At 61.6% G+C, this 11,552-nt stretch carries 10 protein-coding genes and 1 pseudogene; 5 read left to right on the forward strand and 6 right to left on the reverse strand.

Annotation, left to right across the window (positions count from 1 at the left end; genetic code table 11):
- Nucleotides 1-110 precede the first annotated feature (110 nt).
- A complete protein-coding gene (locus IEY70_RS18070; protein ID WP_229778052.1) occupies nucleotides 111-902 on the reverse strand; it encodes a transposase in 792 nt (263 codons plus the stop codon).
- On the opposite strand from IEY70_RS18070, the gene IEY70_RS21100 reads away from it, so the two are divergent.
- From IEY70_RS21100 to IEY70_RS18080, 3 genes are read left to right on the forward strand one after another with little or no spacing between them, the layout of a single operon-like run.
- Nucleotides 901-1,356: a hypothetical protein gene (locus IEY70_RS21100; protein ID WP_229778054.1), complete on the forward strand. Its 456-nt coding sequence runs from the start codon at nucleotides 901-903 to the stop codon at nucleotides 1,354-1,356. The two genes, IEY70_RS18070 and IEY70_RS21100, sit on opposite strands and share 2 nt — an antisense overlap.
- A 33-nt stretch (nucleotides 1,357-1,389) precedes the next feature.
- The gene (locus tag IEY70_RS18075; protein ID WP_189066424.1) at nucleotides 1,390-4,497 is read left to right on the forward strand and encodes a carboxypeptidase-like regulatory domain-containing protein; all 3,108 of its coding nucleotides are present in this window, start codon (nucleotides 1,390-1,392) and stop codon (nucleotides 4,495-4,497) included.
- 30 nt (nucleotides 4,498-4,527) lie between these two features.
- Nucleotides 4,528-5,217, forward strand: coding sequence for a hypothetical protein (locus IEY70_RS18080; RefSeq protein ID WP_189066425.1), 690 nt, complete (start codon nucleotides 4,528-4,530; stop codon nucleotides 5,215-5,217).
- 313 nt (nucleotides 5,218-5,530) lie between these two features.
- Here IEY70_RS18080 and IEY70_RS18085 read toward each other — a convergent pair whose 3' ends face one another.
- The 5 genes from IEY70_RS18085 to IEY70_RS18105 form a co-directional block, all read right to left on the reverse strand.
- On the reverse strand, nucleotides 5,531-6,472 hold the full coding sequence (locus IEY70_RS18085; RefSeq protein WP_189066426.1) for a tyrosine-type recombinase/integrase: 942 nt from the start codon (nucleotides 6,470-6,472) through the stop codon (nucleotides 5,531-5,533).
- A complete protein-coding gene (locus tag IEY70_RS18090) occupies nucleotides 6,462-6,890 on the reverse strand; it encodes a type II toxin-antitoxin system VapC family toxin (protein ID WP_189066427.1) in 429 nt (142 codons plus the stop codon). The genes IEY70_RS18085 and IEY70_RS18090 overlap by 11 nt, the downstream gene beginning before the upstream one ends.
- Complete coding sequence (mazE, locus tag IEY70_RS21105) at nucleotides 6,887-7,171, reverse strand: type II toxin-antitoxin system MazE family antitoxin (RefSeq protein WP_229778055.1); 285 nt, start codon at nucleotides 7,169-7,171, stop codon at nucleotides 6,887-6,889. Before mazE ends, IEY70_RS18090 begins: the two co-directional genes overlap by 4 nt.
- Before the next feature lie 70 nt (nucleotides 7,172-7,241).
- A complete protein-coding gene (locus tag IEY70_RS18100; RefSeq protein ID WP_189066428.1) occupies nucleotides 7,242-7,553 on the reverse strand; it encodes a hypothetical protein in 312 nt (103 codons plus the stop codon).
- A 373-nt stretch (nucleotides 7,554-7,926) separates the two neighbouring features.
- Entirely contained in the window at nucleotides 7,927-8,991 is a 1,065-nt protein-coding gene (locus tag IEY70_RS18105; protein ID WP_189066429.1) for an IS4 family transposase, read from the reverse strand.
- A 58-nt stretch (nucleotides 8,992-9,049) separates the two neighbouring features.
- Between IEY70_RS18105 and IEY70_RS18110 the strand changes: the two are divergent.
- Together IEY70_RS18110 and IEY70_RS18115 are read left to right on the forward strand one after the other, a co-directional pair.
- Nucleotides 9,050-9,241: pseudogene (locus IEY70_RS18110) on the forward strand (transposase); the annotation flags it as partial.
- Between the two features lie 249 nt (nucleotides 9,242-9,490).
- Nucleotides 9,491-10,825, forward strand: coding sequence for a chymotrypsin family serine protease (locus IEY70_RS18115; protein WP_189066430.1), 1,335 nt, complete (start codon nucleotides 9,491-9,493; stop codon nucleotides 10,823-10,825).
- Nucleotides 10,826-11,552 lie beyond the last annotated feature (727 nt).

The raw sequence follows: 11,552 nt of genomic DNA on the forward strand, positions 1-11,552 counted from the left end.
CAAGGACAGGAGGAAGATCTGATCACACGGCCTGAGTCGGAAAAACGGTTTCACCTTGTGCGTGGTCACGCCACTGTCTGAAGGTTGCCTACGGCGGGGTGGGAACACCCTCAGTACCCGACACTTTCCGGCGATTTCGTCTGGGACGCCACCAACAGGTGGATCAAGTCACACAGGCGTGATGACTCCCGGCTGAACGACCGGACCAGTTCTCGCAAGCCCATCTTCACCACGCTCCAGGCTCGGCGACCATGCGCCTTCTTCGGGCAGTCCAACGTGATCCCGACCAGCACACACCACGTGTAGGTCAACGTCAACAGGCACAGCAGGCGCTCCACGTGATCGTGGAGCGTCATGTGCGTCCCCTCCAGTTGAAAGCCCTTGCTCTTCAGTGCTCTGAAGAGGCATTCGATCAGGAACCTCCGGCGATATCGCGTCTGGATCGTTGTCACTGACCCCGCGTTACTGGCGATGATCAGCGCCTCACCATCTCGCGTGTGCGTCAGAACCACATTCATCGGTTGCCCGTAGACCACCGTGTCATCGACCAGCAGACCGGCCATGCCGGTCTGCAAACGACTCAGCCAGTCCTGTGCGGTCCAGTCGTCCATCAGCGTGTCACTCCTCAGTCGCACGCAGATGGGAATTCCACGGCGTGCCAGTCCCTGAATCCAGTCATAGCCGACGAATTCACGGTCGGCGTACAGGACCCGAATGTCCGCTGCACGGAGCAGGCAGAGGGCATCGTCCATGAGGGTGTGCCGGATCTCCGTATGGCTGCCGCCCCCATGGGGCAGCAGCTCGTAGAGGAGGGGGATCGCGACGCCCCGCCAGATGACAGCCAGGAGCAGGACGTTCACATCGGTCTGCCCGTACTTCCAGTTGCGGGCAGGCGTCCTCATGGGCGTCCGTTCTGCCCAAGAACGTCCGGTCAAGGATGAATTCCCGTGGTTTCGCGGAGGGAAGGAGCGTCAGAACGACCCGGGCGACATCGGCTGGCTGAATGGGATGCCGGTCAAAGAAGCGTTCCACACGGCGGATGACAGAGTCAGTCTGCGCGCTTCCTGGGAAGCGCGCGGCGAGTTCGGCATGCCGGACGTCCTTGCCCCCAAGGAGTGCGAGCACCATGAGAGAAAGCAGCTCGACCTGGTTCTTTCGGAACTCCGGGAAGTGCGCGGTAAAGCAGCGGGTCAGCTTGGCCAGGACATCGGGAGACGCGTTCTGTTCTCGCGTCTCAGCCGACCTTTCTCAAGCCCCCCGGGAAAGTGTCGGGTACTGAGGGGAACACCTGACCTGCATGGCTCTCCGAAAACACCTCATGAACAGCCACTGCCACAAAGTGTGAATCGAACATGAGCGCATCATGGTAATTTCCCAAATGAGGTAAAGATGAAGCACAAGGCACAACTCGCTTGTTCAGTCCTGACGTCCCTTCTCTTCGCGTCCTGCACGCAGGCCCCCACGCCAGAAACGGCAAAGTCAGACGCCAGCATGCTGAAGGGAGACGACCCAAGCGTTTTTCAACAACGCGGTCAACCGATTCGACTCGGTTCCCAGAGCATCGGCCTGCAGAGCTCCAACACACCGGTCAGCAGCATCAAATACCTGCCTCAGGCAGCGGCACCCTTCGGGCCCAAAACCTATACGCGGCAAACCGGCGCGCCTCAGACGATCAGCGACACATTCAGCGCCGAAGCCGGATCCTCTCTCATCACTTTCGATGTGCAGGGCGTCTCGGCCGGTGAGGTTGTCCTCAACGGAGCACCGCTGCTCACACCCAGCGACTTCAACGGCCACAACGCGAAACTCGAACGTCAGGTCACCCTGGCCAAAAAGAACACGCTCACGGTGAACCTGGCTGGTACACCCGGAACGTCTCTGACCGTCACCACACAGGCTGCGAGACCCGCGCCGCTGACCGGACGCCTGGTTGACGCTTCCGGCCAGCCTCTGGCGGGTCTCGTGACGGTACAGTTTATTGAAGGTGGTCAGACGGCGACGGCCCAGGTGGACGCCAGCGGCGTGTTCAGTTTTGACACGCTGCCCAGCACAGGGAAATTCATCGTAAGTGGCGAGAGTGCCGACCTGTACGGCTCACTGTCTGGTGCGTTGAGCGCGAAAACTGGGCAGGCGCAGGTGCAATTGGTTCTGAACCCGCAGGGTAACTCCATTGTGCGTGGAACGGTGCGTTCCGAAAGTGGCGCACCTGTGCCAAACGCCCTGGTCACCCTCTCCTTCGCCGAGCGGCCCCTGACCAAGACGGTTGTGAGCGACGCGAACGGAACGTACGTCGTAGACCAACTCCCAAATTACGGCAGTCTCGCCGTCACTGCGTACGACCCCGTGACGAGCGTCAGCGCCACGAAGTTCAGCTACCTGGTGTACGCCGGCCAGACACAGGCCGTCGACCTGGTTGTCAAACCCATGCCAATCGTCCAACCGGGCTTTGCCAACGGGAACTTCAGCGAGGGAACGCTCAGCAACTGGAACACGGAAGGTGACGTTCAACTCGCACCCCGCAGCACGTACTTTCCCGCAGGTACTGCCCGCAACTTCACGGCGCAAAACGCTGAGCCCCAAGCTGCGGTGGTATCGAGCGCCGACTCATACCGCGTGCAGGGCACGCTCAGCAAAACCTTCAAGCCGACCAGCTGCGACACCGATCTCAAGGGGCAGGTTCGCTTCCTGTCCAATGAGTACCCCACCTGGTATGGCACCCAGTACAACGATTCGTACATGGTGACGCTCACGACGCCCTACGGCGTCCAGACGCTCGCCTCGGGCAATCTGAACAGCAGCGCTTGGCAGGGCGGACTGGGTGGGTACAGCGGGGCCACACCGGTAATTCCGATCAACATCGACCTGACACAGTTTCCTCAAGACGACGGACCGCTGCCCATGACCCTCAGTATGAGTGTGTCTGACGTAGGCGACTCGATCATTGACAGCGCAGTGGCCGTAACGGACTTCCGTCTAGAAACCGACCCGAACAAAGTGCAACTTCGCAACGTCGACCAGTTGAAGATGAAAGCGCCCGAAGTAGGGACGTGGGTGGTCGGGAACGACGAGATCCCCGCGGGCGTGCAGACGCCCTATACCACGAAGACTGAGCAGGGACTCATCGTCGTGGCGCGCGAGCGCGACGTTGTGGGTGGGAAAATCGCGTTCAACATGCCCGTGGAGGTGCAGGGCTTCGATCCGGAAAAGCATTGCAACGCCGAGGCGTACTTCCCCGAGCTGGAAAGCCAGCCCACGCGCATCACGGGCAGCACGCTGGAAATCCCCGTGAAGTATCCGGTGGGCGGGGACGTGGTTCTCGCGAGCGTCGCGGTGGAAAGCGCTGGAGGCGTCGCGGCCGCATCGACGGGGCTGCGCGCGCAGTCGGTGGAGACCCCGCAGTACGTGGCGCTCGTGTCCGCCACGGGGGCTGGCAAGCCCACCATCAAGAGCATTCCACGTCGCTACTGGGACGCATTCCGAAAGTGGTTCGACGAGGCGGACTGGGAAACCACGAAATTCTATCTGGGACTCGGATGGGATCTGATTCCCATCGTGGGGGATGGCACCGAGATCGTCAAACAAACTGTTAACTTCGCTACCGGGCGTGGAGCAGACCCAGTAGTAGCGACGTTGGCGGGCATCGGCCTGGGCCTGGACCTGATTCCCACTCCCGCCACCGAAGCGGGAGGTGCGGCGGTCAGCGCCACGCGCACCATCTATAAACTCAGCAAAACCGGCAAGGGTCTGCTTGCGGACGCGATTGAAGTGACGGTTCTCAAAGTCAAGAACGGGCAGATCACCGGTGAGCAGGCACTGGAGATCCTCAAGGGGTATCTCGGAACGTACTGGGACTTGCTGAAACTGGGCGTGAAGAACGTGGAGTGGGCGGAAACCGTGGGCATTGAGGTCGGTAAGCATATGACGGACGGCACCAATCCGGTCACGGCCGTGAAACTGATGGGCAATGGCGTCAAGAATCTTCAGAAATACGTCTCAGACGTGCCCCGCGCGCTGGGAGATATGGCGGCCACGGCACATCTACCCGGCGCCTTCGGCAACAACTCCCCATTTCGCCGGGTTCTGAACCCGAAGGCGGATGAGACGTTGGTTCGCGGGGCCATGGGCGAGATCCACCATGCTCAGAACCTGATTCAGGGCGGCGCGCGGAACGTGGAGTTTCCAGGTGAGATCAGTGCGGGCGGGTTCCTGGCAGATGTGGACGTCCGGTCAATCCTGCCCAACGGCCGGACAGCCTTCGACGACGCGAAACTGAACCTGACGGGCGTGTCCTCGTCGGCCAAGACGCAGGCGCAGCGGCTGTGCGAAGTGGCGAAGGCGAGTGGCGGCGCGCTCGCCCGCTGGGTGGTGGAGGGTGCTGTGGACATGGACGCCGTGTATACCATTGAGGGACGCGGCGTGATGGTCGTGAATGCAGCTGGGCAGCGCGTTGGCACACGTCCAGACCTGACGGAACGCCAGGTCACCTGCGGGAAGTGATCGCGGATGAGTGGCGCTCCCTACACCCTCATGCTGCTGGTGCCGTCCACGCACGCGGCGCTGCCTCCCGCGGACGTAAACCTGCGCTGGATTCAGGTTCCTGACGAGGACACCATGGACATCTGGGCGCTGCACCCGTCGTCCTGCACAGCTGCCGAATTGGACGGGTGGCACCGGGCAGCACGATTGGGTGAGGACGTGCCGCTCGTGCAGGTCGAACGCCTGCGCTCCGACCAGCGGCATGTACCGCTGGCACATCACACGCTGCTGCGCCTCTCCCTGCCCACGTCCCTGCGACGAGCGGTGCAGGGCGCTCCACGCGGCTGGGAGGTGGCCCGGCAAGTCGTGGGCCTGCTGAACGCGACCTTTGCGTGGAGCGCCTCCGAGGAGAGTCTGGACGACCTGTGGGCTCGCGGGACACTTCCCTGGACGCGGGTATGGCCCACCTTGATCTTTCACGAGGCCTTCCTGCAGACGCTTCGGCTCGACCCGCTGAACCTCGACGACATCGCTGGTGGCGGCGACGTGTTCCGCCTCCAGCGGCTCCCGTCCCACTGGCTCCTTCAAGCGCCGGAAGGGCTGGGCAATGAATCGGCCGCGACGCTGGAGGGCAGCGCCGTGGACAACGCCCTGGAGGCAGCGTTACAACGCGTGTCCATTCAGCACGACGAGGCGGTGCAGCGCTGGCTGCACGGCACTCTGCCTGCTGAGAGCATTTGACAGAAAGACGCTGTCTTTCTGTCCGAGCGGAGCGAGTGAATTCCAACGAGCAGGACGGAGAATGGAGGCATCAGGAGGCTCTGTTCCTGGTGCCATAATTCGGAGAACTGCTCTGAAGCACGCTCCTTGAGGGAAATATTTAAGGTGCCGTCCTGGCCAGCATCCGCGATGCTGGCCTTTCTGTACGCGCGTTCGCGACGCCCGCAGTGAACCTGACGCTTCACCAGCTGGTTTTCTCAGGCCTTGACGGGGGTTCCGCCGACTATCCCGGTTGAGGCCAACACCTTGCTGCAGCCCCCCGGCGGTCGTGCAGTCACTCCACGTCGGGCAGGGCGTCCACGGCCGCCTGAAGCCGCGCGCGGTTCAGTTTCGCGTAGCGGCGCGTCACGTTGCTGTTCTTGTGCCCCAGCGCCTCCTGCACTTCCTCCAGCGGCCGCCCCGCGTTCACCAGGCTCGTCGCGAACGTGTGCCGCAACTTGTGCGGCGTCGCCCGCGCGGCCGGCACGCCCGCCCGCAGCGCCACACGGTGCATCATGGCCTGCACCGTCCGCACCGGCACGGGCCGTCCCGTCTTCAGGTGCACGAACACCCGGTCGCTGCCCGCCCTGGCCTGCACGCGCCGCACCCGCAGCCACTGGTACAACGCCCGCTGCGCCGCCGCACTCAGTGGAATCAGGCGTTCCTCGTTCCCCTTGGCGGTCACCCGCACCGCCCACGGCAGCGGTTCGCCCCCCTGGTGTTGCACGTCCGTCAGCGTCAGGTTGAGCGCCTCGCTGACCCGCAGGCCTGTGCCGTACAGGAAGGTCAGGATCGCCCAGTCCCGCAGGCCCTTCTCCTCGATGGGGTTGTCCCGCGCGGCCGTCAGCAGCCGCTGCAGTTCCTCGGGGCTCAGGGGTTGGGGGAGCTTCGAGGGGAGTTTCGGGCTTTTCAGTTCCGCCGGGCCGCGCGTCATGCGTCGCCCCTCGACGTCTTCGAGGTACCGCCAGAGTTTCTTCCAGCCGGACACCAGGCGCCGCGCGCGGGCCGGGCCTGGGCGGGCGCGCTGCATGTACACCCGCAGTTCCCGCGCGCCGATCTCCTCCCAGCTGGTGACGTGCTCGAACGCGGTGAGCATCCAGTTGGCGAGCTGTTCGACGTCCGCGAGGTACTGCCGGACGGTCGCGGGACTCAGCGCCTCCTCGTGCCGCAGGTACCCCTCGAAGGCGTCGAGCACGTCGAATAAGGAGGGGGCGTCGGGGCGGCGTTCAGGGGACACTGGGGTTCACGAGGGTCAGCGTGGGGTACGCCTGGCGGTAGTGGCTGTCGTCGAGGGTGATCAGGGCGGCGCCCCGCGTGAGGCTGTGCGCGCCGATCAGGAAGTCCGCCAGGAGGCGGCGTGGCGTGCCGCCGCCGGACGCAGCCCGGCGGCGGGCGTAGGCGCGGTAGGCGGCGCCAGTCTGCTGCCAGGTGGGTTCGTCGGTCGTCCAGTCGATCTGCACGCCGCCGCGCTGGAGGAGGGCGCCCAGCGCGGCGGGGGTGGTGCCGGGGGCGGCGAGCAGTTCGGCGTAGACGCTGCCGTGGATGAGGAGCGGCCCGGCGTGCCGGAGGGTGCCGAGGGTGCGGGCGATGGTGGGGGCGCTGGGTTCACCGCCGAACAGGGCGCTGAGGACGTTCGTGTCGAGGCAGTGCGTCACGGGTCGGTGGGGCCAGGCGTGGGGGGGCTGGTCTCGCTGGGGCTCGTGTCGCTGTCGCCGCCGCGCTGCTCGCGCCAGTAGGTGCGGGCGCCGCCGGGAACGGGGGGCAGGGTGCCGATCAGTGCGGTGAAGGGGTTGTCGTCGTGCGGGGCGAGCAGGGTGATGGTGTCGCCGTCGATCTGGAAGATCAGGCCGTCGCCGCGCTTCAGGCCGAGCCGTTCGCGAACCTCGCGGGGGAGGGTGACCTGTCCTTTGCTGCTGAGTTTCGCCGTGACGTTCATGGCCTCCTCCTTACCCTGAAGTATGACGGTAAGGAACGGGCAGGCGGGTGAGTGTATGGGAGCCGGCTCGTCATGATTCACGCGCCGGCCCGTTCAGGTCGCGCAGGAGGCGCGTGAGGATCGGCGCGTGGGGCGCGGCGCGGCGGACGGTGCCGGCCAGGGCGTCGAGGTCGTCCGGGGGGAGGGTCAGACCATGGTCGCCGAGGCGGGCCTGCAACTGGTGCAGGGTGAGGCCGCCGCCGTACGTGCCGCTGGTCGCGTCCGGATCGTCGCAATTGCTGTAGAGCAGGTCGTCGCCTCGCTGGACGGTCAGGTAGAAGTATTGCAGGGGTGCGTCCCAGCCGTAGGCGATGGTGAGCCCATCGTGTTCGGTGGTCGGCATGTCAGTGAACCTGATGGGCAGGATGGCCCCGGCGCTGGAGGAGAGTGGTCAGGGTGTCGAGCATGAGGTGGGCCAGGTCGGGCATGGGGATCTCCTCTCTTCCGGGGGGCATGAAGGGGCTTTCGTCTGATTCAGAATACCATGAGACGCTTTCGTAGTGAATAAAATATTAATTTCACGCAGCTCTGAGGGTCAAGATAAAAATGCACGTCCTTCCCATCTCAGTCGGTCTTTTTCCCTGTTTCAACACACGGCTGCCCGTCCCCGCTTCACACAGACCTGCGTAAAACAGTCAGAACTTGCGTGAAACTGATGCGCTCACAGGAAGCCCAGCAAGGCCCCTCCACGCCCACCCGAGGGGTCATACACCTGACTACCCTTCAAAACGGGGCATGAGTGTGCTCAAGGTGCGCCAGGATGCGCCGGACGGATACAGCAGAAGATCCTGGAGATGATCAAGCCCGAGTCGAAACACGGACACCGCACGGTGTCCGTGTTTCTTTACTTTGGTAGCTGTTCGACGTGCCACGACCTCGCCCGTCACGCACGCCCAGATGAAGGCGACGCTGACGACCGTCAGGAGCGAAGACACTCGCTCGGGGCGCGTCAGACCCGTATCTTCCAGGTTGAACCCTCTGGTTTTCAACGCGGCGTGCAGATTTTCTGTTTGCCAGCGCAGGGCATACCGGCGCATGTTCGGCAGGGCGTGCCCCCGATACGCCAGGTACAGCATGTCACCGGCTGCGTTTTTCGTGGCCGCCACCCGCAGATTCACACCGTAGATGCGGGTCTGGCGATGCCAGACCCTGACTTCACCCACCTGAAGGTTCTTGAAGACCGCCCAGACCGGCATGCCGTGCGCGCCGATCGTGGCGCGAGCTGGGAGACGAATGCAGGGTGCAACCCCGTGCTGGTCGAGGAATCGAAACCAGTGCTGCCCAATGAATTCACGATCCGCGAGCAGGCACCGGATCTCCCGATCTGGGCAGAGCTTCAGGAAGCGCTCCACGAGCGCTTCCCGGACACAGGAACGACTGGCCCCACCGTGCGGGAGCAGTGTCCACATCAGCGGCAAACTGAACCCGTTCCACACGGCAGAGAGCAGGAGAATATTGACGTCCTGTTGGCCAAGTTTCCAGTTGGTGCGATCGAGAATGAGGTCGACTGGGCCGGGCGGGAGAAAGGACAAGGCGAATCGGGGGAACAGTGCCTCAGGAAACGGGAACTGGACGAACCGGCAGAGCCGCTGATACCGAGTCGTCAACGAGCCAGGGAGGGCAACATGCGTCTTCAGGCTGTACAGGACGACGGTGCGCGCCTGAATGACCGCCAGGATCAGGGCCGTGAAGACGACGAGGCGGCGAGCGTCCACAGGGAAAGCAGACCGCAAGGCGGTCTGCAAGGTATCGTGAGGTGGTCGGCTCCTAAGGGTTTTCATCGCAGAAATACCGTACAGGAGCCGACTTTCTGCTGCCTACTGTGCGTTTTGAAGGGTAGTCAGGTACCTGCCACCGTATTCACCGGAGTTCAATCCGATTGAGAAGGTATGGGCATACGTGAAGCGGAACGTCTTGGGGACTTTCTGCGCCAGGACGACAAAGGAACTGAGGAGACGGCTGCGTGCGGGCTGGCAGAGGATTCGGTACATAAAGTTGCCGCAGCACCTCATGGCGGCGACTTCAATTTAAACCGCCATCAATAAAAACCGACTTTTTCCCGTTGACAACACACCTTTCTAATCATGTGATTCATGAGAAATCTCCGATGGTGAGCTTCAGATACATGCGGCGACCTTACTCCTTTGAATCCTTTACCTTGAGCAAGCCGACCGGGAATTCTGGGATTCGGCAGGTCCTTAAAGCAATGCAGTGTTTGTCATATGTCATGACAAACACTGCAGCCTCTGCCCTTGTCGCTCTTTCCTAAAAGGAGTCATCGTGAAACGACGCTTTATCACCGGCATTTGCTGTTCTGTTCTGCTTCTGGCCAGCTGCAACAAAAATGAGGCACCAATTGGTAGCCAGAATGACCTGCCCTCTTCGCTCAATGCCCAAGGTGAACCCTACAGCCCCCAGATTTTTATTGGCAAAGGCGCAGACGCTGAATTCTCGAGGTTCGCCAATAAATTGCCAGGTTTCGGCGGTATGTACATTGATCCGGATGGCACACCGGTGATTTACGTCAAAAACCCAGGCCGAGATGCTCGTCTCCTGCAGGAATTACATGGTCAGGTCCAACGAATTAGTGCTCACCGAGAACGAACCAAAGGCAACAAGCCAGTCAAAAAGCAGCCTCAGAACTATGTTCTGAAAAAAGCAAACTATGATTACCGGGACTTGGCCAGCGCAAAGATCAAGCTGCGTGATCTTCTCAGTGATTCTCGTTTGACGGGCATCGATATTCGTGAAGACCTGAACATGGTGGAATTGCTGGTCAGAAGTGAGGCAGATATTCCAGGAGTGCAGGAGGCAGCCAAACGCCTCTCCCTCCCTGACCGAATGATCCACGTCACCACCCGGCCTCCTCAGCAGTACACGCGCACCCTGCGGGATAGAGCAAATCCAAATTACCCGCTCGTCGGTGGGTTACAGACGGCTGGCAACCTGACTTGCACCATGGGTTTCAACGCAACAATTGAGAAAGATGGTGTCTCCAAGTACGGCATGATCACCGCCTCGCACTGCTCGGACAACTCCATCGGTGTTGTTACTGGCACCCGCTTCGTTCAGCCGCTGAACTATGGCTTTTACGACACGATAGGGTATGAAACCGTTGATCCGGCCACGTTCCCGTGTGCGAAATCGGCCAAATGTCGGTATAGCGATTCTATCTTTATTGAGTATCAACCTAACCTCATCACCAACCCCAGCGCTCTTGCCGCCCCGACGTCCCTTTCGAACAGCAGTTCATTCAACTTGAATATTTACGAAGATAGCTTCTACTTTATTCAAACGGCAGGCGAGATTGAGTACTACGGCGACACGCTTTATAAGATTGGCCGCACCAGCGGGATGCAGGCAGGCACCATAACGCGCACGTGTGTCGACAGCACTCCCGTTGACGGCGTGGTCTATCTTTGCCAGATGGAAGCCAATGCGTACAACGCTGAGGGTGACAGCGGCGGGCCTGTATTCTCCGTAAATCGGGACAACACCATTAATCTGCTGGGACTAACGTCTGGCCGCCCCGGCATTATTCCGTCCCTGATTTACCACCCCTGGTACCAAATTGCGGACGATTTCTACCGGGAAGGGTATGGCTTGTACTTCTAAACGTGTGCCACTGGCAACCACGCTGGCGGGGTTCCTGCTGGTCAGCATAAATGCAGGGCAAGCCAGCGTGACAATTCCTGTGCTTCCACCAGGGCAGCGCACCCCAGCGCCCACCACGGCGGTCCAGAACGTGCAGAATCTGCAGGTCGTCCGGCCTCAACGGGTCGGCAATCAGCCGATCCGCACTGCCTTGACCATCACCACGCCCCGTCAGACTGGGCAGCCAGTGCTCTTCCAGGGCGCCGTCACACCAGCAGGGCAGCAGGGCGCCCGGGTGAACATCCTCCCACCCGGTCAACTCGATTTTGCTGTCTTCAATGCGGCAGGCGAACTGAGTTGGAATTGCCTAGGCAACAAAACGTATTACCCGGAAGGTAGATGGATGCGACTTTCACCGCTCGCGTCCATTCAAGGTTCATGCCTGTGGAATGGCACAGGGAATGGGGGTGAGGCCTTGCCCTCTGGTCGCTACTTTGCCGTGGCTGTACTCCCTTCTGGCGATTCAACCGTTCGCGGGAGCTACCAGAGCGCGGTATACAGTTTCTGCCTGTCGGCACAGAGGGAGACCAGTCCACCATGCGCCTTGGCGGACCTTCCTACAGCGCTTCGATTCTGATGATCCACGGCTGGAAGTCAATCTCCTTGGCAAATCAGAATGGTTGACTGACATCTTTCAGTTTTAAGCCGCATGCTGGCGAGTGCCGTCCCAGACGGCCAAAATCCGTTC

It is taken from the genome of Deinococcus seoulensis, from assembly GCF_014648115.1.
GTDB classification, from domain to species: Bacteria; Deinococcota; Deinococci; order Deinococcales; family Deinococcaceae; genus Deinococcus; species Deinococcus seoulensis.

What these genes read in the sequence shown, in the direction of transcription:
- IEY70_RS18105 (WP_189066429.1), bottom strand. Translation starts at nt 8,991, where the DNA reads ATGAAAACCCTTAGGAGCCGACCACCTCACGATACCTTGCAGACCGCC.
- IEY70_RS18070 (WP_229778052.1), bottom strand. Translation starts at nt 902, where the DNA reads ATGAGGACGCCTGCCCGCAACTGGAAGTACGGGCAGACCGATGTGAAC.
- IEY70_RS21100 (WP_229778054.1), top strand. Translation starts at nt 901, where the DNA reads ATGGGCGTCCGTTCTGCCCAAGAACGTCCGGTCAAGGATGAATTCCCG.
- IEY70_RS18075 (WP_189066424.1), top strand. Translation starts at nt 1,390, where the DNA reads ATGAAGCACAAGGCACAACTCGCTTGTTCAGTCCTGACGTCCCTTCTC.
- mazE (WP_229778055.1), bottom strand. Translation starts at nt 7,171, where the DNA reads ATGAACGTCACGGCGAAACTCAGCAGCAAAGGACAGGTCACCCTCCCC.
- IEY70_RS18100 (WP_189066428.1), bottom strand. Translation starts at nt 7,553, where the DNA reads ATGCCGACCACCGAACACGATGGGCTCACCATCGCCTACGGCTGGGAC.
- IEY70_RS18080 (WP_189066425.1), top strand. Translation starts at nt 4,528, where the DNA reads ATGCTGCTGGTGCCGTCCACGCACGCGGCGCTGCCTCCCGCGGACGTA.